The organism is Flavobacterium daejeonense DSM 17708 (assembly GCF_000425425.1).
GTDB classification, from domain to species: domain Bacteria; phylum Bacteroidota; class Bacteroidia; order Flavobacteriales; family Flavobacteriaceae; genus Flavobacterium; species Flavobacterium daejeonense.
This window is the reverse complement of the sequence record NZ_AUDK01000001.1, coordinates 409,639-430,978: the sequence shown is the minus strand read 5'-3', so window position 1 is coordinate 430,978 and position 21,340 is coordinate 409,639. Positions and strand designations below refer to the sequence as shown.

Annotated in this window: 20 protein-coding genes; 7 read left to right on the top strand and 13 right to left on the bottom strand. The window is 34.4% G+C overall.

The genetic code is table 11. The features are described 5' to 3' along the window. The 5 genes from H599_RS0101860 to H599_RS0101835 all read left to right on the top strand — a co-directional run. The coding region (locus H599_RS0101860) for a sodium:solute symporter family transporter (RefSeq protein WP_026712558.1) at positions 1 to 844 on the top strand (844 nt) is incomplete at its 5' end. Positions 845 to 1,272: 428 nt separating this feature from the next. Then, positions 1,273 to 2,751 carry a transglutaminase-like domain-containing protein gene (locus tag H599_RS19035; RefSeq protein ID WP_051590600.1) on the top strand — a complete coding sequence of 493 codons (1,479 nt, stop codon included), beginning with the start codon at positions 1,273 to 1,275 and terminating at the stop codon, positions 2,749 to 2,751. A gap of 51 nt (positions 2,752 to 2,802) precedes the next feature. After that, a complete protein-coding gene (locus H599_RS0101850) occupies positions 2,803 to 3,669 on the top strand; it encodes a hypothetical protein (RefSeq protein ID WP_026712557.1) in 867 nt (288 codons plus the stop codon). Between the two features lie 51 nt (positions 3,670 to 3,720). Beyond that, a complete protein-coding gene (locus H599_RS0101845; RefSeq protein ID WP_026712556.1) occupies positions 3,721 to 4,452 on the top strand; it encodes a hypothetical protein in 732 nt (243 codons plus the stop codon). A 786-nt stretch (positions 4,453 to 5,238) separates the two neighbouring features. Next, positions 5,239 to 6,969, top strand: a complete 1,731-nt coding sequence (locus H599_RS0101835) for an O-antigen ligase family protein (RefSeq protein WP_162174242.1) — start codon at positions 5,239 to 5,241, stop codon at positions 6,967 to 6,969. Positions 6,970 to 6,972: 3 nt separating this feature from the next. On the opposite strand, the gene H599_RS0101830 is transcribed toward H599_RS0101835, so the two are convergent. Then, complete coding sequence (locus tag H599_RS0101830) at positions 6,973 to 7,413, bottom strand: LexA family protein (RefSeq protein ID WP_026712553.1); 441 nt, start codon at positions 7,411 to 7,413, stop codon at positions 6,973 to 6,975. After that, positions 7,404 to 8,678, bottom strand: coding sequence for a Y-family DNA polymerase (locus tag H599_RS0101825; RefSeq protein WP_026712552.1), 1,275 nt, complete (start codon positions 8,676 to 8,678; stop codon positions 7,404 to 7,406). Before H599_RS0101825 ends, H599_RS0101830 begins: the two co-directional genes overlap by 10 nt. A gap of 285 nt (positions 8,679 to 8,963) precedes the next feature. Here H599_RS0101825 and H599_RS0101820 point away from each other — a divergent pair, with 285 nt between their 5' ends. After that, entirely contained in the window at positions 8,964 to 9,365 is a 402-nt protein-coding gene (locus tag H599_RS0101820) for a hypothetical protein (protein ID WP_155960714.1), read from the top strand. Between the two features lie 62 nt (positions 9,366 to 9,427). Here H599_RS0101820 and H599_RS0101815 read toward each other — a convergent pair whose 3' ends face one another. Beyond that, on the bottom strand, positions 9,428 to 10,297 hold the full coding sequence (locus tag H599_RS0101815; protein ID WP_026712550.1) for an AraC family transcriptional regulator: 870 nt from the start codon (positions 10,295 to 10,297) through the stop codon (positions 9,428 to 9,430). 185 nt (positions 10,298 to 10,482) lie between these two features. Between H599_RS0101815 and H599_RS0101810 the strand changes: the two genes are divergently transcribed. Beyond that, on the top strand, positions 10,483 to 10,854 hold the full coding sequence (locus tag H599_RS0101810; protein ID WP_026712549.1) for a hypothetical protein: 372 nt from the start codon (positions 10,483 to 10,485) through the stop codon (positions 10,852 to 10,854). A 156-nt stretch (positions 10,855 to 11,010) separates the two neighbouring features. On the opposite strand, the gene H599_RS0101805 is transcribed toward H599_RS0101810, so the two are convergent. From H599_RS0101805 to H599_RS0101760, 10 genes are all read right to left on the bottom strand, one after another. Beyond that, a complete protein-coding gene (locus tag H599_RS0101805; protein ID WP_026712548.1) occupies positions 11,011 to 11,997 on the bottom strand; it encodes a Gfo/Idh/MocA family protein in 987 nt (328 codons plus the stop codon). Positions 11,998 to 12,007: 10 nt separating this feature from the next. Then, positions 12,008 to 12,724 carry a DsbA family oxidoreductase gene (locus tag H599_RS0101800; protein ID WP_026712547.1) on the bottom strand — a complete coding sequence of 239 codons (717 nt, stop codon included), beginning with the start codon at positions 12,722 to 12,724 and terminating at the stop codon, positions 12,008 to 12,010. Positions 12,725 to 12,880: 156 nt separating this feature from the next. After that, positions 12,881 to 14,251 (bottom strand): NADH-quinone oxidoreductase subunit N, encoded by a 1,371-nt coding sequence (locus H599_RS0101795; protein WP_026712546.1) that lies wholly within the window; start codon positions 14,249 to 14,251, stop codon positions 12,881 to 12,883. A gap of 53 nt (positions 14,252 to 14,304) precedes the next feature. Beyond that, positions 14,305 to 15,747, bottom strand: coding sequence for a complex I subunit 4 family protein (locus H599_RS0101790; protein WP_026712545.1), 1,443 nt, complete (start codon positions 15,745 to 15,747; stop codon positions 14,305 to 14,307). A gap of 9 nt (positions 15,748 to 15,756) precedes the next feature. Beyond that, positions 15,757 to 17,640 (bottom strand): NADH-quinone oxidoreductase subunit L, encoded by a 1,884-nt coding sequence (gene nuoL, locus H599_RS0101785; protein ID WP_026712544.1) that lies wholly within the window; start codon positions 17,638 to 17,640, stop codon positions 15,757 to 15,759. A 6-nt stretch (positions 17,641 to 17,646) separates the two neighbouring features. Continuing rightward, the gene (nuoK, locus tag H599_RS0101780; protein ID WP_026712543.1) at positions 17,647 to 17,967 is read right to left on the bottom strand and encodes an NADH-quinone oxidoreductase subunit NuoK; all 321 of its coding nucleotides are present in this window, start codon (positions 17,965 to 17,967) and stop codon (positions 17,647 to 17,649) included. A gap of 1 nt (position 17,968) precedes the next feature. After that, positions 17,969 to 18,508, bottom strand: a complete 540-nt coding sequence (locus tag H599_RS0101775) for an NADH-quinone oxidoreductase subunit J family protein (RefSeq protein ID WP_035140985.1) — start codon at positions 18,506 to 18,508, stop codon at positions 17,969 to 17,971. Continuing rightward, positions 18,509 to 19,054, bottom strand: a complete 546-nt coding sequence (locus H599_RS0101770; RefSeq protein WP_026712541.1) for a NuoI/complex I 23 kDa subunit family protein — start codon at positions 19,052 to 19,054, stop codon at positions 18,509 to 18,511. It lies immediately after the preceding gene. 126 nt (positions 19,055 to 19,180) lie between these two features. Next, the gene (gene nuoH, locus H599_RS0101765; protein WP_026712540.1) at positions 19,181 to 20,233 is read right to left on the bottom strand and encodes an NADH-quinone oxidoreductase subunit NuoH; all 1,053 of its coding nucleotides are present in this window, start codon (positions 20,231 to 20,233) and stop codon (positions 19,181 to 19,183) included. 3 nt (positions 20,234 to 20,236) lie between these two features. Beyond that, positions 20,237 to 21,280, bottom strand: coding sequence for a 2Fe-2S iron-sulfur cluster-binding protein (locus tag H599_RS0101760; RefSeq protein ID WP_026712539.1), 1,044 nt, complete (start codon positions 21,278 to 21,280; stop codon positions 20,237 to 20,239). Positions 21,281 to 21,340 lie beyond the last annotated feature (60 nt).

Sequence of the window (21,340 nt, the reverse complement as noted above, 5' to 3'; positions counted from 1 at the left end):
AAGAGCTTTGGGAGCTGATTTACAAACAGCCCGTACAGGTATTTTATTTGCAGGATTATTAAAATTATTAATGCCTGTAATTGTAATGTTACCAGGTATTGCGGCTTATGTTTTATATCAAGGAGGACATTTACCACAATTAGTTGGAGGAAAAGACGGAGCTTACTCAGCGATGTTAACTTTCTTGCCTACAGGTTTAAAGGGACTTTCGGTTGCGGCTTTAACAGCAGCTATCGTGGCTTCTTTAGCTGGAAAAGTAAACAGTATTTCTACAATTTATACCTTAGATGTACATAAAAAATACATTCAAAAAAATGCCGGAGAAAGACAACAGGTAAACATTGGTCGTTTGGCTGTATTTGCTTCAATGGTTTTAGCGGTAATGTTTACCTGGAATGATGTTTTAGGAATTGGAGGGGTAGGTGGATTTACTTATATTCAAAAATATACAGGATTCATCAGTCCCGGAGTATTTGCGATGTTCTTCTTAGGTATGTTCTGGAAACGTACAACAGGATTGGCTGCGATTGTGGGAGTATTGGCAGGATTCTTATTGTCTGTATTATTCAACGAATATGCACCGGCTTTATTTGGAAATGAAACTTTATTGTACACGGCTTATCCAAACGGAAAAGGATTGTATGAAATTCCATTCCACATTTGTATGGGATTGTCATTCTTCTTTACGATGTTATTGATGGTTGGAATTAGTTTTGCAGGACCAAAAGTAAATCCAAAAGCGTTTGAATTGGATACTGAAATGTTCAAAGTAAAACCGCAAACTACCGTATTAATTATCATCACTTTATTGATTATTGCTGCTTTATACGTGAAGTTCTGGTAAAAGAAAATAATAGTTTTAAATGTGAAAATGTGGAATCGAATTCGTTTGATTCCACTTTTTTTATGATCAAAAGAAATACAAAAAAATCACTAAAAGTGGGTATTGTATGAGTCTTCAAACAAATATATTTTTGTAAAATATTTATCCAGATTTTATGTATGTTTTTTATTCTTAGAATAAATAATTCTTTTAACCCTCATATAAAGAAGACATAATCAATATTTTGGTACACGAGTGAATTTGATATCAGAAGATTTTTTTAAACAGAGGCAGGATAGTACAGGATACGTTATGATTTATTTAATAGTATTTTCGCTTCAAAATATTATCTAGCAACAAAACGTCCTAAAAAAACAGTTTAAATATAATCTAATAACTGAATGACTAAAATTATATATGCAATACTCCTGCTTTCGGGAGTTTGTTCGATGAGTCAAAATAATCTGCCAAAAAAAATAACAGATGTTCTGGTAAAAGCCGGAAAAAATCGAGGTGAACTAGAAAAAGTTATTCATCAATACAATCAAAATGTAGGAGACAGTCTGAAGCTAAAAGCAACTTATTTTTTAATAAGTAATATAGATATTCATTCTTCTGTGGATTATTATTGGGCAGACGAGACAGGCAAAAAAATTCCATATAACGAAATGGACTATCCTGATTTTGCTACTGCTGTTAAGGCTTTTGAAGAAATAAAACCAAAATACAAAAATTTAAAACCGATACCCGTCATTTACAAAGATATTGACGCAATCAAAGCTGATTTTTTGATAAAAAATATTGAAAATGCCTTTGTTTTTTGGGAAAAGCCACAAAATAAAAATCTATCATTCGAAAATTTTTGCAACTATATATTACCCTATCGAGTAGGGACAGAACCCTTACAAGATTGGCGTATTACGTATCGAGAAAAATTTGGATGGATTCAAGATAGTTTAAAAAATGAAGACATCGAGAAGGCAATACGCTATTTTGCTAAAGATTTTAGAAATTGGTTTGTTAATACTTGGAATTTGGAGCAACGTAAAGAACCCTTGCCGCATCTTGGTCCTATACAATTGTTAAACCGTAAAAAAGGAAACTGTGATGATATAGCCAATCTAATGACCTATATTCTTCGTTCGCAGGGCTATTGTGCCTCAGTAGAAAGTGTGCCCTTTTGGGCTACAAGTACAGGTACTCATTTTTTCAACAGTAGTTTTTCGTCAGAGGACAAGCTGATTCCATTTGATGTTTCAACCGCTAATGTAAAGATCGATAATTTCTCAAGGGAACCCTCCAAAGTGATAAGAACTACTTACGCCCGCCAGCCTAATGTTCTGGCAGCAATACTGCCCAAAGAGCAAATACCTCCTGGATTTATGCGTAAAGAAAACTATCTTGATGTTACAGAGCAATACTGGCAAACCAGCAGTATCACAACATCACTATTTAGTGATAATAACAGACCAACTGTTGCTTACGCCTGTGTGTTTAACGGTATGAAATGGAGGGCTACTTGGTGGGGAAAAATAAAAGACGAGCAAGTAACCTTTGATAATTTATGTAAAGGAGCCGTTTTTTTGCCTGCTTATTATAGCAATAACAAAATTAAACCTGCTGCTTACCCAATAGCTTTGGGATACAATCATCAAGTAACGCTAAAACCCGATCTGGAAAACACTCAAACTATAACTATAGCAGAGCAGGAAAAATACCTCAAATTCAGACCCGAAAAAAAATACATTCTCTATTATTGGTACACTGATTGGGTTTCTTTGGGTGAACAAACAGCAATAGCTGGAAGCCAAACGCTAGTTTTTGAAAAAGTACCTAAAAACGCTCTTTTACTCCTTATTCCTGAATATTCTCAAGGCAAAGAAAGACCATTTATAATTAATGAGAATAAGGAACGAATTTGGTTTTGAGTTTTTTGAATCAATTACCTAACCCATAAATATTGACTAATAATTTTAACTATGAAAAAAAACAAATTACAAATTATGATTGTTTTAGCACTGTTTTCGTATGTATTGCATGCCCAAACAGACAAACAACAAACCTTTAAAAAACTGTATTTGCAACAAGTCGCCAAAAATGCCGAGGTTGAAGCAAAAACAAATTTATCATTGATTGCAAAAACACAAAATATAGACACGGAAACTCATAATGCCCTATATCAATTATTCTATACCAAAAGATTGGAAACAGAAAAAATATTGATGAGTGGAGCTACTACAGAAAAAACCAACAAAGACCTAGAAAACTTATTCACTAAATACGATTCTGTAAACAATTTGTATTTGCAAGCCTTAAAAAGCAAAAGCATTGTGAGTACTAAAATTCTCAATATGAAAGAGAATTCAAAATTTGCTCACGCTATAAAAAATAGCAATCAACTGCAATTGAACAAAAAACAAATCGACGATTTGTTCATTCAAATGGGGCTTATGAGTGATAAAAAAGTAGCAAACCCCGATTTAAATTTAAAAGAATACGAAAGAAGTCAATTACCCGCTATTTTAACCGACAAACAGTATATAGAACTATTGGTGATTTTGAACCAAACTAAAGCTTTAAACTGGGCGAAGAAATCATGGGAAGAAATGAAAAGTAGAGAGATAAATCAAAGTTTGGATAGTACAAAAGTAATTGCCGAAAATTACAATTATAACTTGTACAAATTAGTGTCCAGAGATCGATATGGAGACCATACTGTAGAAGCAAGTGAAAATCTTCAAAAAATGATAAATGATATGCCTGACTCTGCATTGCAACTGGCATCAGATAAAGCAAGAAATCCTATAAAAAAAGAAGAGACATTAAAAACAAATTTTTCATGGTAAAAACAAAAAATAATAAATTAATAAACACTATAACCTTTTAAAATCAAAAAAATGACCAAATTCAAAACATCAATCGTCCTTGGAACAATTATTTCGTTATTATTAATTATAGTTGTTTCTTGCGCTACCGAAGACATAGGACTAATAGAACAGCAAAAACAGCTTCCTTTGAATCAAAACACAGAAGAAGTATCGGTTGTAGAGGAGACCAACCTAGTGCTACCTGAACAACAAAGTGATCTTGCTCTGAAAACAAATTTACAAGAATTTGCTAGAAAGTATGTGAGATACACAACTATGATACAAAATAGACTCGCTAGAAGCAAAGTTGGTTATGCAGAATTGAAACAATCGCTTTCAGGGATAAAAACTCAAAATGATTTAAAAATAGCCTTGGAAAAAGTGGGGATAAAAGACAGCGTCGGAGTGATTGATTTAACTATTAAAGCAACTAATCTTGCCAAAGACTTTCTTGCTAATAACCCGAGATTTAGCAAATATTCAATTACTGAAAAGCAAAACTTATTAACAATAGAATTACAGAATGCTTTCGAAGAAAGGAGAAAAGAGAAACTAAAAACACGCTTTTTAAAAACATCAATAGTTAGCAGGCTAGAAGAAGATCCTGCAACAGATTGTGCACAAGATTACTCTGATACTTATGGAAGATGTGATCGTGATTTAGCTCTTTGTACTGGTGGCGCAACTGCTTTATTTATGCTTACTGTTGAATTCGGTCCAGAGGGTATACGCAGCTTATTTAGTAGCAGTATACCTTTGTGAGCAAGCAGCCGTAAATTGCATAAATGATGCAATGGACGATTATGAAAAATGCGAAAGTAGAATATAATGAATTTTTAAACAAGTTATTTGAATAAATATGAAATAAATGCTTTTTTATTATATAATTAACCATTTTTAAGTAAATTTTGTCTTGAAAAACAGCAAAAGAACAAGACGAAATGGAAAATTTATTTGAAAATGGTTTTTAAACTCAATCAAGGTACAAGTTAATAATTTTCTTAATATTTCTATAAATGAAAAATAAATTCCCTCTAAAAATCAAACATTTTGTTTGTATAATTTCCTATCCCTTTTTACTTTTCATAGACAGGATAACACAACATAATAGATACAATAATACATTCTTACTATTTTCAGTACTAGTATTTATTCTACTTTTAGGTTGGTTGATGTATAAAGAAAGAGTAGATAAAACCCACAATGATTCTAAATCAAAATTAGATTCTTATATTTTTTTCTTTATGTTCTTTATTGCAATACTTTTAGGAGAATTTGTTAAATACCTATTTCGCTAGAACATTCTTTAATTTAGTTAGTAAAAACATCTTCTGCATCATTCGTTTTTCGAAAAATACTATTCAAGAAATGGATGTGCAAAGATGTTTTTGTTTTTAAATTTTGTTGTCAAAATGTGTTTTTATCCAAAAACACACTATCTTATCTTGCTATTCCATGACTAATCTTCAAAAATTCACTAGCACAGTATTACTGTTTTTTCTCTTGCTACTTTTTATTGGCACTAATACCATTTCAAACGGTAATTTTTTGGCTAAACGCTATTTTATCATTGTACTGGGGTCTGTTCTAATTCTAGTATTTTCAATAAACTTAATTTTTAGAAAAAAGGCATTAAATATACGTATAACCATTATTGATTTGGCACTTTTTTTATTGCTGTTTTATATTGGGATACGGCTTTTGTTTATGCCTTTTGCAAAAGGCAGTATACCTTATTATATTATTCTAATAGCGCTTACTGTTTTTTTAGTGGTTTTGAAAAAAATGTTCTTACAAGTCCCAAAGCTTCTATTATTACTAATACTTGTTTTTCTATGTATTGGTACTTTTGAGAGTGTTTATGGATTATTGCAACAAGCAAAATTACTGGATAATACTGGTTTCAATTTTTTTAAAGTCGTTGGTTCTTTTGGCAACTCTACACCGTATAGCATCTATTTAGTTTCTATTCTTATTTTTAGCTTTGGCTTTTTTTTATATTCTAAAAATTCCAATGATGTTTCAAAAACGATTTATCGCTATTTTGCTTTAACTACGGCACTACTAATTGCTGCAGCTTTAGCTTTTACAGGTTGTCGTACATCTTGGGTTGCGGCCATTATTGGTGTAATCATTGTAAGTTGGCCGTTGATAAGATTGAATAAAACCTTTAAGTATTTGCTGGGTAGTAGTAAAAACAAGTTCTTGTCCCTAGCCTTTTTGAGTATAATAGCAATCAGTACGGCTGTTTTTTTGTATGGTTACAAGCCACAATCCGCCAAAGGACGGCTGCTTGTGTATGAAATTAGCCTTGCAATGATAAAAGATAAGCCTATGTTTGGTCATGGATTTTGTCGTTTTATTTCAGAATATAATAATTACCAAGCCATGTATTTCAAAATACATCCCAATAGCAACTATATTTTACTGGCAGACAATATTTACTATGGCTTTAACGAATTTATTCAAGCAGCAGTAGAGTTGGGGCTAGTTGGGTTTTTCTTACTGGTTTGGCTTATTGTTTTAATTTTACAATCTAAAACAAAATCCGAATGGCAGTATATTGCGTTACCTGCCAAGGGAGCTTTGATAGGAATTTTAATCTGTTGTTTGTTTTCGTATCCTTTTCATATTTTACCGGTTGTTGTAAATATTGTTTTCTTTTTGGCTATTATAATGGCTGCTGGCTCTGATACAGGTTTTGTTTTCTCTATAAACAAAAACATATTTAAGCCCGTATTATTTTTGTCAACTTTTGCAGTACTCTTTGTCTGTTACAATCAGTGGAAAGATTTTGAAGCCAGAAAACAATGGAAGCAGGCAGGTGATTTTGCTCAAATTTACAATTTTAAAAAAGCCTTACCTTTATATGAAAACGCATATAAAGAATTACATTATGACGGAGATTTTCTATATGATTATGGCTCTGACTTAATGATAACAAACCCACTACAAGCAACAAAAATACTTGAAGAAGCTAAAAAATTTGAAATCCATACTGATTTACAAATGAAACTGGGCAATGGTTACCAAGCATTAAAACAGTTTAAAAAAGCAGAAAACGCATATTATTTAGCATCCTTAATGGTTCCTTCGAGATTCAGACCAAAATATGCTTTATTTGATCTATACCGCCAAAACAAACAATATACTAAAGCAACAGAAATAGCCAAAATAATTTTAGGGATGAAAGTAAAAATACCAAGTACCACCGTTACCTTAATAAAGTTAGACGTAAAAAACTGGTTGTTAGAGAGACCTAGATCTCCGAAGAGCTAAAAGCTACATTTTTTTTATCACATAGGTAACAATTCCCCAAATGATGAGTTCATTTTCTTCGGTTACTTTTATGGGAGTGTAATTGCTGTTTTCGGGCATCAGGTAGAGACAGTCTTTTTCCAGTTTAATGCGTTTTACGGTGAATTCGCCATCGATAAAGCAAATAGCAATTTTGTTGTCCTGCGGTTCAATACTTCGGTCTACAATAAGCACGTCTTTGTCATTGATGCCAGCATCAATCATCGAATTTCCTTTTACCTTAATGTAAAAAGTAGCCAGTGGATTTTCGCTTAGTTCTTTATTCAGGTCGATATTGTTTTCCGTGAAATCAGCTGCCGGCGAGGGAAATCCTGCCGAAACACCATCAGGAATAAAAGGAATACGCAGTTCGCTTTCAAAACCCGGTTTGTGAAAAGTGAGTTTTGGATCTTTTTTTATTGACATTTTACTTCGAGAATCTCTTTAAAATTAGTGGTGTATTTATTTGATAAATGATTCTGATTCATGTCCCAGGTGAGTTTTAAATTCTGGCTGGCCAATTTTACTTTGGTTTCGCCAATTTTAGTATTGAGATGATCCATGGCTTTCATCAGTGCCAGATGTTTTGGGTTTTCTTCTTCGAATAATTGTAATTGTTTTTGGTTTTCACCAATGAGTTCGCTTACAATTACGCCTGCTTTTTTGAATTTCAGATGTTCGTTTCCCTGATGCAATTGTTTGAATAATTCGACAGCGGTATTGGCAATAGTCAAAGTCGAATTAGTTGCATACGGCAAAGTAATGGCGCTGTTAAAATAATATTTGGATGTTTTAATGGTATGCTTGTCCACAACGAGCATGACTATTATAGTATGACAACAGGATTTTTGTTTTCTTAATTTCTCCGCACAAACGGCTGCAAATGTCGTGATGCGTTCCCGAAGTAAATCAAAATCGGAGATTTGTTTGGGAAAACTTCGTGTAATGGCAATGCTTTTCTTTTGCTCGACAATGGGTTCCAAATCAAAAACCGATTTTCCTTCCAGTTCCGCTTTCAATCGAAGACCGGTTACGCCCATGGTGCTTTTTATCCAGGCTTCGTGCTGCGGTTGTATGAAATCGAATGCCGTATTGATGTTTCTCAGTTTTACTTTTTTAGTCATGCGATAACCAATGCCCCAAACATTTTCTATTTTAGTCCATTTTAAGGCTTTGATGCGTTTTTCTTCGGAGTCGATAACATAAACGCCCTGGGTTCTGTCTTGGAATTTCTTGGCAATCTTATTGGCTACTTTCGATAAGGCTTTGGTTTCTGCAAATCCGACGCATATCGGAATTCCAAGCCATTTTTGAACTCGCTGCTTCATTTGCAGACCATAATTATGATAATCGGTAATAGTTAATCCATCAAAATTCAGGAAGGCTTCGTCAATACTGTAAATTTCAACATTGGGAGTAAACTGATTCAGGATTGCCATTACACGGCGGCTTAAATCGCCATAAAGCGCATAATTAGACGAAAAGATTTTGATGTTTTTCTCTTTTACCAAGTCTTTAATCTGGAATGCAGGCGCACCCATAGTAATTCCGGCTGCTTTGGCTTCTTCACTTCTGGAAATCACACAGCCATCGTTGTTCGATAAAACCGCAATGGGTTTGCCGTTGAGTTCCGGTTGGAAACCACGTTCGCAGGAAGCATAAAAATTGTTACAATCGACTAAAGCATACATAGTACAAAATTACGCATTAGTGTTTTTTATTGAATCTTGTTTGGGGGAGTTTTTTAGAAAAAACGGTAGTGTTTTTTGTTTTTTTCTGAAGATAATAGAATTGTGTTTTTGGTCAAAACTATGCTATATTAACTTTAAAGTATTTAAAATTACCATTTTTTTACTAAAACGTTTTCGTAAAAGGTAATATAGCATAGAAATATGAAAAACTGCTGTAGTTTAATTCTATGCTAGCATACTATCTTTGAACCAGTTAAAAGAAATATAAATCTAAAATTTCTAGTTATGAAAAAGATTTTAAACCTAAGTATCGTATTAGTAGTTGTATTATTGGCTATGAATACACGCGCAACTGGTCATAAAACAGCTAAAGTTGAAAAAATCAGTTCTAAAAAGATGGTAACTTTTGCACTAAATGATGTAAATAAAGCTGATGTCTCTATGTATGATTCAAGTAATAAATTGTTGCACACGGAGCACGTTTATACTTTAAACTTGAATCCGTTGAAATCTTCAGAAAAAATTGTGAAGACTTACGATTTAAATCCATTGGCTGACGGGGTGTATTACCTGGTAGCAGAGTCTAAAACAAAAGTGGAAAAGTATGAAATTCTTGTGGTGAATGAGACTGCAACTATTATGTCAGATCCATATTCAGTAGAGTATAAAACGGTTGCTGTTAAATAATTAAGATTGGTTAGATGAAAGAGGCTCCTTTTAGGGGCCTTTTTTTATGGTTAAATGTTATTTTACTCAAAAACCGATTTTAATTCATGCCGGTATTCTGAAGCATTTTTGCCTGTGAATTCTTTGAAAGTTTTATTAAAATGACTAAAATTATTAAAACCGCTTTCAAAAGCAATTTCGGTAATGCTGATGGGTTTTTCGGCTAATAATTTACAGGCGTGAACTAATCGGTAATCGTTTACGAATTTAGTAAATGTTTTGTGGGTTATTTTTTTGAAATAACGACAAAATGATGGGACAGTCATGGATACTTTTCCGGCAATTTCATCAAGATGAATAGGTTCTTTAAAGTGATCTTTTACATAGTTGAAAATGTAATTGATTCTTTCGTTGTCCTGTACGTGCATTTCCATTCGGAAACCTTCGGCATTTAAAACAGTAGCGTCTTCGGTGGCGAGTTCCAGTTCGTTGAGAATTTCGATAATACTCAACAGTCGTTCAAATGGAGATTGGTCTTCCATTTTTCCGATTTTTTTTCCAATTTTTCTTTTCGTCTTTCCGCCAAAAGTAATTCCGGATTTGGCTTGATTCAATAAGTTTTTGATATTTCGCATTTCAGGAATATCAAAAAAATGTTCGCCCAAAAATTCCGGTTTCATTTGGATGACGATTTCATTTTTATTTCCGGTAAGTTCATCGGTAAATCCGCAATGTGGTAAATTGCTCCCAATTAAAGTCAAATCGCCGTTGTTGTAATAAGAAATGTGGCTGCCCACCTGGCGTTTTCCTGTTCCGCCGTTTACAAATATCAGTTCAATTTCGGGGTGATAATGCCAAAAATTGGAATTATAATTAATGTTGTATTTGGTGAGTGTAAACGAACTTCCAAACGAAGGTTCGATTATTTTGAGTGTTGGTGCATTCGGTTTCATTTTTGTTACGTTTGGTTTGGCTATACTAAGTTAACAAATAAATATGGAATATTAACTATATTTCACTAAAACGTTTTCGTAAAAGGTAATTCAGCATATTAATTGGAAAATTTACTATCATTTTGGTCTGCAGGCTTGTTCTAACTTTATACTATGAAATGAGTATAAATCTAAAACATGGTATTATGAAAAAGATTTTAAAAATTAGTTTAGTGTTAGGGATAGTCTTGTTGGCTATGAATGTGTATGCGGTAGCCGTTAATTTTTCATTACATAATAAATTTCGTCAGGAAAAAATGATTTCATTTGGTTTAGAAGATTCGGATGAAACCAAAATAAGTATTTATGATGCAAATGATAAATTGATTCATACTGAAAACGTCCTGGTGGACGGGAAATTGGTTAGGAGTTATGATTTAAATAACTTTAAGGAAGGGATTTATTATTTGGTAGAAGAGTCTAAAACTAAGATTAGCAGGTATGAAGTTTTGGTATTAGACGATTCGGCAACTATAATGTCGGATCCTTTTGCGGTTGTTGATAAGACGGCTTTGTAAAAAAAGTAGGTTTTTTTTAATTAAAATAGTTTTGAATTTAATTTTGGCACGAATTATGATATACTAATTTTGGTTAGAAATTTGCTATTTGTTAGTAATTAATTAGTTTGTGTAGTGAAAAAAGAAAGTCCCTGTGGTTAAGGGACTTTTTTTATTTTAAATGCTGCCGATAATACGATCCATAACCCAACTGGTGTGTGTAGCCGTTTTTCCGTTTGAAGGATGTGTGCCGGAATCCAGTAATTGCTCCTTCATGTCCTGAACATGGTTTAATTGCACATTTTCCGGATGTTCGATAAAAAGCGGAACTACTCCGTTTTCGTTAGAAAGTATAACCGGATTTTCATCGAAGATTGAAAATTCTATCGTCCCCTGACTTCCGTAAATTACAACTTTGTCTTCGCGGGTAGCACAGCCAAAATTCCAGCTGCCTGTTCCTGTAATACCATTGTCGTGTAGCCAGCAGGAAACCAAAGCATCTTTGGACGAATATAAATTTTGCTGGTTGATGCTAAAGCCTGAAACCTCTTTGATATCTCCCAATAGATAATTGAATAAATCTAATCCGTGACTGGCTAAATCGTCAAAGTAACCTCCTTTAGCCACATTAGCATCAGTGCGCCAATTGTATAAGCCTGATAAATCCTGAGGAGAAGCGGGTTTGCTCAAATGCCAGTTGATATGTCTTATTTGTCCAATACTGTTGGCTTCCAGCCATTTTTTAATCTGTTTGAATCTTGGTAAAGAACGGCGGTAATAAGCAGTAAAAAGTGGTATTTTTTTAGCTGCAAAAGCTTCGTAAATGGCTTTGCTGTCTTCGTAACTCGGTGCCAGTGGTTTTTCGATGCAGCAAATTTTTCCTGCATCGGCTACTTTTAAACCGTATAGTTTATGCGAATCAGGTGGAGTAGCAATATAAACCGCATCTACTTCCGGATCATTGATTAATGCATCTGCATCGGAATAATGTTTTTTAATCCCGTGTCTGTGAGCATAATCGGCTGCTTTTTCAGCATCTCTGCGCATTACAGCAACAATTTCAAATCCTTCTGTTTTTTGATAAGCAGGACCACTTTTTTTTTCGGTTACATCTCCGCAACCAATGATTCCCCATCGAATTTTTGTTAGTTTATGTTCACTCATCTTGTTCAATTTAGTCACAGCCTTCCACATTACAGCTGTTCGATTCTGAGGAATTCAAGATAGTAATTTTTGATTGAAATTGACCTTCTTCCCAAACTTTTTCAAGAACATTTAAAAAGGTTTGTTCGTATTGCGCACCCGAAACAGCATATTTATTATCAAATACGAAAAAGGGAACGCCCTGAACACCTATTTGCTGGGCTCTCAAAATATCTTGCTGTACTTCTTTAGCAAATGCATCAGTTGTGAGTACACTATCGATAGTTTCAGCTTCTAATCCGGCTTTAATTGCCAGTTTTTTTAGTGTTTCGGTATTGTTTACATCTTTACCATCGGTAAAATAGGCTTTGAATAATAATTCTTTTAGTTCTGATCCTAGTTGCTGTTGTTTAGCTAAATGCAACAGGCGATGCGCATTAAACGAGTTAGCCATGATGACTTTTTCAAAATGAAATTCCAAACCCGAATTGGCGGCTGTTTCCGCAGTATTTTTTAAGGATTCTAGGGCCCATTCCTGATCTTTTCGATATTTCTCAGCAAGATGTTCGGCTAAATTATCATCTTCAGAGGCAATAAAATTAGGATCCAGTTGAAAGCTTTTCCATTCAATTTCGATGGCATCCTGATGAACAAACTGATTAATCGCATTTTCTAAACGTCTTTTTCCGATATAACAAAACGGACACATAATATCCGACCAGATTTGTATTTTAAGTTTATTTTCCATCTTTTATTTATTTGTATATACAAATGTATTGAAAAATAGTTGTAAATGTTTGGGTGTTATGTTTTTATTAAGAGTTGCTTTGGTTGGATACTTTGTAAAAAGAAAAAACCGTCAAGACGAATCCTGATGGTTTTACTGTTTTTATTTCAGATAAGATTATAATAAATCCAACACAAAAGAAGGACATAATCCCATTGCAATATTGAGTGCAATAGCAATTATGGCAACAGCCAAATACACTTTGGAAGCTGGAATTTTAGCCTCGTTAGGTTCTTTGGTGTACATGGCCAAAATCAATTTAAAATAGTAGCCCACACTGATGATTGAGTTGATTACCGCAACAATAACCAAAGCGATGAAACCAGCCTGAATCGTTTGTGTGAATAAGAACAACTTAGCGAAGAAACCTCCGAATATAGGAATTCCGGCCATTGAAAGTAAGGAAGCCGTTAAAACAGCCGCCATCAAAGGATTGTTTTTCCCTAAACCATGAAAGTTTGTGATGTCTTCATTTTCTCTGGTTTTGCACACATACAGGATTACGCTAAAGGCAGCAATTCCGGCCAATGCGTAAGCAGAAGTGTAGTACAATAAAGTTCCTGAAGATTTAGCAGTACTCAATAAAGTCATCAACATAAATCCGGCATGCGAGATTCCTGAGAAAGCCAACATACGTTTTACATTTATCTGACGAAGTGCCATGATATTTCCAACGGTCATCGAAGCAATTGATACAATTACAATTACCAACTGGAAAGATGGAGAAATATCAGCATTCATTGTTTTGACTAATTTGTACAAAGTTGCGATGGCAACCACTTTTGCCAAAGTACTCATCAAAGCAGTTGTTAAAGAAGGCGAACCTTCATAAACATCAGGAGCCCAGAAATGGAAAGGAACAGCAGCAATTTTGAATAACATTCCAATGAAAAGCAGCACAATTCCAATAGGGAACCAAATTGGCAATTCAGCTGAACGGGATAATTCACTGATTTCAGTAATATCAAAAGTTCCCATGGCACCGTAAATTAAACAAATTCCGAAAAGAATAATTCCGGATGCAAACGAACCCATTAGGAAATATTTCAAACCGGCTTCGTTACTTTTGATGCTGGTACGATTGCTCGAAGCCAAAACATAAAGCGCAATAGATAATACTTCAATTCCTAAAAAGAACATCGCTAAATTTCCAAAAGAAACCATCGCAACCGCTCCGGCTAATAGAAATATTTTAATGGCAATAAAATCAGAAAGTTTTGTCGGACGATTTTCGTAAAATTTATGACCTAAACTCACCAAAAAGATTGTAAGGATGATAAATAATGCTGAAAAAGTAGTTGAATATTTGCCCACAACAATCATGTTGTTGTAGTAGAAAGCAGGAGCAGCATTGTATTCGGATATGTCCAGTCCAAGAATGGCTAATAATCCAATAACGGCTATTGGAATAATTGCTTTTCGGGCATCGAAAATTTCAAATAAAAGGCATAAAACACCTAATCCTATTATTGCTATTAATGTATTCATATTTTTTATCGTGATTCAGGATAAGTACCTGATATTAAAATAGTCAGTTTTGATTATTGAATTTTATACAATGTTCTCACAATTTGATCCAAAGCAGGGGTAATTAATTCATTGATAGGTCGTGGATACAAACCAAAAATAAAAATAACCGCAACGATAATGACCAATACTAAAGTTTCATGCAACGTTACATCGGCAAATACTTTAGTGTTAGTTTCACCAAGCATAACCTGTTGGTACATTTTTAGCATATAATAAGCACTTAAAATGATCGTTGTTCCTCCTAAAAGAGCAAACCATAAGTTGATTTGAGCCAAACTGTACAATACTGTAAACTCACCAACAAAGTTAAAAGTCGTAGGCAATGCTACAGAAGCCAAAACTAAAATCATGAATAATGAAGCAAATTTTGGAGCCTGAGTACGAATTCCGCCCATATCGGCAATGGTTCTTGTTTCAAATCTTCTGTAAATGATTTCAGCAGCAAAGAACAATCCGACTACTACAAATCCGTGCGCTAACATTTGTAAAACCGCTCCGCGTAAACCGTCTGAATTTAGGGAGTAACATCCGGCAGCAATTAAACCAACGTGAGCTAAGGAAGAATAAGCCAAAAGTTTCTTTAAGTCTTTTTGGCGTAAAGCCACAATCGAACCATAAATAACTCCGGCAATTCCAAAACCGATTAAAATAGGTAAATAGGTTTTTGAAGCAATCGGCGTGATAGGAATCTGCCAACGTAAAACACTGTATAATCCCATTTTTAGCATAATACCAGAGAGTAACATCGTTCCCACCGTTGGTGCTTTTTGATATACTTTAGCCTGCCAGGTATGGAAAGGAATAATTGGAATTTTAATCGCATAAGCCAGGAAGAAAGCCCAGAAAATCCAGAATTGTTCCACTCTGCTTAATTTTACGTTGTATAAATCAGCAATTAAGAAGCTACCTGCTTTTTGGTACAAATACACAAAAGCAATTAGCATAAAAAGAGAACCGGCAAGGGTGTAAATAAAGAATTTAACAACCGCTTTTTTGCGCTCTTCTGTATCTCCATTTCCCCAAATTAAAGCAATAAAGTAAATTGGGATTAAAGATAATTCCCAGAAAATATAATACAAAAGTCCGTCAGAAGCTAAGAACGTTCCTGCCATTGCAAATGACATGAATAAAATCAAAGCATAAAAAGATTTTGCATTTTTATATTCATTTCCAAAAGAAGAATAGATAATCAAAGGAGTTAAAGCCGTAGTCAATAATAACATGATTAACGACAATCCATCAGCTGTTAATGAATAAGAGATGGCCGGTTTATTAATCCAAAATTTGAAGAAATTAATATTTGCTCCGGCATTATAAGCATTCAATAACGCAATTGATATACCAAAAGCTACTAAGCTGAATAATAGCGCCACTCTGGAAGCCAGTTTATCGCCGGCAAAGTAAGTAGCAAATGCGCCAACAAGAAGTATAATTAATAGTAGTGATACGTTCATGATATAAAATTATTGAGCTAAAAATAAATAAGTTACGATACTGCAAAGTCCCAGAACAAATACAAACAGGTAGAATCCAATACTTCCGGTTTGTAATTTTTTTCCTTGATAACTTATTTCATTGGTTACTTTTCCTAATCCAAATACAAATGCAGATAAGGCAGTTTCGATATAATCTCTAAAGAATCTTGATAACGCATTGATTGAATTTACAAAGATTGCGTCGTAAATTTCATCTACATAATATTTGTTATACAATACTTTAGCAATTCCTGTAATTTCAGCGTCTTCCGCCGGAATCTGATTTTGTTTGATGTATTTTGCAAAGGCAATTCCAATTCCAACTAATCCGCCAATAACGGCAATCGCCATCAAAGTGTATTCCTGTGTGCCAAAATGATGTGCTTCGTGTACTTCTTTTGAAAATAATGGAGCCAAATATCCATTTAACCAACTATTAGTAGGCAAACTAATCAAACCTCCAACTGCAGCCAAAATAGCTAATACAATTAATGGAAAAGTAATTAAAGACGGACTTTCGTGTAAGTGACTTTTTTGGTGCTCAGTTCCTCTGAAATCTTTGTAGAAAGTTAAATATAACAAACGGAACATATAAAAAGCAGTCATTAACGAAGCTAAGGAAGCAATACCCCAAAGAACTACATTGTGTTGAAAGGCAGTCATCAAGATTTCATCTTTAGAAAAGAATCCTGAAAACGGAGGAATTCCTGAAATAGCCAACGATGAAATTAAGAAAGTAATAAAGGTGATTCCCATTACTTTTTTCAATCCACCCATTCTGCGCATATCTTGTTCGCCATGCAAAGCATGAATTACCGAACCTGAACCTAAGAACAAGCAAGCTTTGAAGAAAGCGTGTGTGATTACGTGAAAAACGGCAACTTCATAAGCTCCAAATCCTAAGGCTAAAAACATTAACCCTAATTGGGAAACGGTAGAATAAGCCAATACTTTTTTGATATCGGTTTGAACCAAAGCAATCGTAGCCGCTACCAATGAAGTTACGGCACCAATAATGGCAATGATATTTTGAATTTCAGGAGCTAGGTCGAAAACAAAATTCAATCTGGTAATCATGAAAATACCAGCGGTAACCATTGTGGCCGCGTGAATCAATGCCGAAACCGGTGTTGGTCCAGCCATCGCATCCGGTAACCAGGTATATAAAGGAATTTGCGCTGATTTACCACAAGCTCCAATAAACAATGCAAAAGCAGCCAAAGAAATCATTGACAAATCTAAATTACTTGATGAAGCAATCGCTGTTTTTAACGTTGTATAATCTAAAGTGGAAAACAAAGACCCGATGATAAAAATACCAATCAATAATCCTAAATCCCCAATACGGTTCATGATGAAAGCTTTTTTTGCTGCATCGTTATACTCCTGGTTTTTATGCCAAAATCCGATAAGTAAATAAGAACAAAGTCCTACACCTTCCCAACCGATGAATAAAACCAATAAGTTGCTTCCGATAACCAAAGTAATCATGAAGAAAACGAACAAATTCAAATAGGCAAAAAACTTGTGCATATTCTCATCATCGTGCATATAGCTGATAGAGTAGAGGTGAATCAAAGATCCAATTCCGGTTACAAAAAGCAACCATAAAATAGATAACTGATCTAAAAGCAACCCAAAATTTACACGGAAATTATTGGTGCGCATCCAGTTGAATAAATCAATTTCAACGGCTTCTTTGGTTTCGTTGATTTGCAGAAAAAAAACAAGTGTAGCTATAAAAGAGACCGCAACAGTAAGTGTTCCAACAACGCCTGAAGCTGTTTTTCCGATATTTTTTCCAAAGAAAATATTAAATAAAAATCCTAAAAGAGGAGCTAATAATAAGAGTAAAGCTAAATTCGTATTCATTATCGTTTATCCTTTTAAGTTTTTTAAATTATTAATATCAATCGAACCTAAATTTCTAAAAATTGAAACCAAAATAGCTAAACCTACTGCAACTTCAGCAGCGGCAACTGCCATTGAGAAAAACACAAAAACCTGACCTTGTGCATCCTGGTGATAAGTTGAAAAAGCCACAAACAAAAGGTTTACCGCATTCAACATGATTTCAATCGACATAAATACGATGATAGCATTTCGTCTGTACAATACTCCAAATACTCCAATACAAAAAAGTATTACAGAAAGGAAGATATAATTCTCAATGCCTATTTCATTTAAAATATTAGTCATTTTATTTCTCCGTTTTTTCTTTTTTAGACAATAATACCACTCCAATCATCGCTACTAATAGCAGGATAGAAGCAAATTCAAAAGGAACCATGTATTCGTTCAATAATACGTGTCCTAAAACTTTTATAGACTGATAATCTTCTCCCGTAGCAATATATTCTCCTTCAATTGGTTTCGAATTGATAAATACTAAAATCAATACGATGCAGATTAAACAAAACGAAACAATCGCTCCTAAACGGGTAATTCGTGGTTTATGGACTTCATTTTGTTTATTCAAATTCATTAACATAATCGTAAACAGGAACAAAATCATTATCGCCCCCGAATAGACGATGATATGAACAATAGCCAAAAACTGTGCATTTAATAATAAATAATGTCCGGCAATGGTAAAGAAACAAATCACCAGATATAAGGCACTATGGATAGGATTTCTGCTAAAAATGGCTAAAAAAGCGGTAATTACCGTGATAAATGCTAAAACACAAAATATAATTTGTATAGTAGTTGCGTGTGCAAAATCAGGAATATGTATCATTTAGTTAGCATTTTTAAGTTGAGTATTTTTGATGGCCATTTCTAAAGGCATCACCAATTTGTCTTTTCCAAAAATAAAATCTTCACGCTCATAGCTTGACGGAACTAATACTTTTGAAGTAGTCAAATAAATCGCATCTTTAGGACAGGCTTCCTCACAAAGTCCGCAAAAAATACAACGTAACATATTAATCTCATATATTTCGGCATATTTTTCCTCACGATACAAATGTTTTTCGTTTGGTTTACGCTCAGCCGCTTTCATTGTGATGGCTTCTGCAGGACAAGACAAAGCACATAAGCCGCAGGCTGTACAGTTTTCACGACCTTGTTCGTCACGTTTCAGCATGTGTTGACCACGATACACCGTGCTTCTGGTTCTGACCTGTTCCGGATACTGAATTGTCACTTTTCTCGAAAACAAGTGTTTTAGTGTAATAATTAATCCTTTTACAATCGCAACAAGATATAAACGCTCTAAAAAGCTCATCTCTTTATTAGAGACTTGCATTTTTCTTCCCGATAAGGATATGGTTTCTATTGACATCTTTTTTATTTTTATTTGAAGCTTTTCCTGCTTTCCGCTTTATCTTTTATTTCGCTATCGCTTCATAAAAGGATGCCGCTTCTCCCGATAACTATCGGGACAGTGCTAATACTTCTCTTTGCTTAATTAAAATCCTAAGAATGCTAGTAATTCGTGTCTTAAAATTACAATTCCCGTAATCATGATATTCAAAATAGATAGCGGAATTAATATTCTCCATCCCAAATGCATCAATTGATCGTATCTGAATCTTGGGATTGTCCATCGTACCCACATATAAAAGAATATGAAGAAACAGATTTTTGCAAATAAAATGGCAATTCCAATAATATTAGCAATATTTACTCCCCAGTTTTCAACTGCCCAGCTTATTCCAGGATAATTGTATCCTCCAAAGAATAGAACAGCCAAAATAGTTGATGAGATAAACATACTTGCATATTCAGCAAATAAGTAGAATCCCATTTTCATCGAAGAATATTCAGTGTGATAACCTCCAATTAATTCACTTTCACATTCCGCTAAGTCAAAAGGAGTTCTGTTAGTTTCAGCAAAAGAACAAATCAAAAAGATTAAAAAAGAAAGCGGTTGGTAAAATACATTCCAATGCAAACCTTCTTGTTGCAAACTGATTTCTCTTAGACTTAAAGTACCTGTCATCATTAATAGTGCAATGATGGATAACCCCATCGCAATTTCATAAGAAACCATTTGAGATCCCGCACGAACTGCTCCCATTAAAGAGAATTTATTGTTTGATGCCCATCCTCCAATCATGATACCGTAAACTCCGATGGAAAGAATGGCAAAGATGTATAACATCGCATTGTCAATATCTGAAACCTGTAAAATAATATCTCTTCCAAAAAGATGAAAATGGTCTCCCCACGGAATTACAGCACTCGTCATTAAGGCGGTACTCATCGCGATTGCAGGGCCTACATAGAATAAAAATTTATTTGGAGTATCCGGTTCAAATTCTTCTTTTGAAAATAATTTTAAACCATCCGCTAATGGTTGTAAAATTCCACCCTTACCGGCTCGGTTTGGACCAATACGGTCTTGAAGCCAGGCAGCAATTTTACGTTCTGCAAGTGTAGAATACATAGCCATAACCATTGTAATGGCGAAGACTACCAGAATGATAACACTTTTTTCTATAATAATTGTACTGTCCATTTTTTATAGATTACCATTTTTAAATTCTTCCTGCTCTTTTTGGTCTAACGGAATGGCCGTCATACTGATCTTTTTACGATCCTGTTCTCTACCTTTCAGAATTCCTTCTTCGGTAGCGATATGAACCGTTTCCATTTCACGGGTATAATTGTTTTGATTGATAACCGAATCTTTGTCAAATTTTCTTGGTCCTTCAATTACCCAGTCAGCAGGATCTTTATGTTCAAAACGACATTCGTTACAAATGAATTCTTCTACTTCATGGTAAACATCTTTTCTACCCGTAACTCTCTGAATTTCGTCACCAAACATCCAAACCGTAGTTTTTCCACAACATTTATCACAATCTCTGTGCGCGTTGTAAGGCTTATTAAACCAAACTCTGGATTTGAAACGGAAGGTTTTATCAGTTAAAGCTCCAACCGGACATACGTCAATCATGTTTCCTGAAAATTCGTTGTCAATTGCTTTAGAAATACAAGTTGAAATGTTAGCATGATCTCCACGATCCAAAACTCCATGAACACGATTATCCGTCAACTGATCAGCAACTGCAACACAACGTTGACATAAAATACAACGGTTCATGTGCAATTGAATATTTGGACCAATATCTTCCGGCTCAAAAGTTCTTTTTTCTTCGATAAAACGGGTTTTTGATTTACCGTGCTCAAAGCTCAAATCCTGTAAATCACATTCTCCTGCCTGATCACAAATAGGACAATCTAATGGGTGATTGATTAATAAAAATTCCGTTACGGATTGACGTGCTTCACGTACACGCTCCGAATTTTTACTATTCACTTCCATACCATCCATACAACCTGTTACGCAGGATGCCATCAATTTTGGCATTGGTCTTGGGTCGGCATCACTACCTTTAGCAACTTCTACTAAGCAGCAACGGCATTTACCTCCCGTTTTTTCCAGTTTAGAATAATAGCACATGGCTGGCGGAACCGATTCTCCACCTATCATACGGGCAGCCTGCAGAATCGTGGTTCCCGGTGCTACTTCAATTTCTTGACCGTCTATTGTTACTTTCATATTTTTATAGTTGTTGGTTGTTGGTTGTCGGTTGTTAGTTTGCTGCTTTTCGCTATCAAC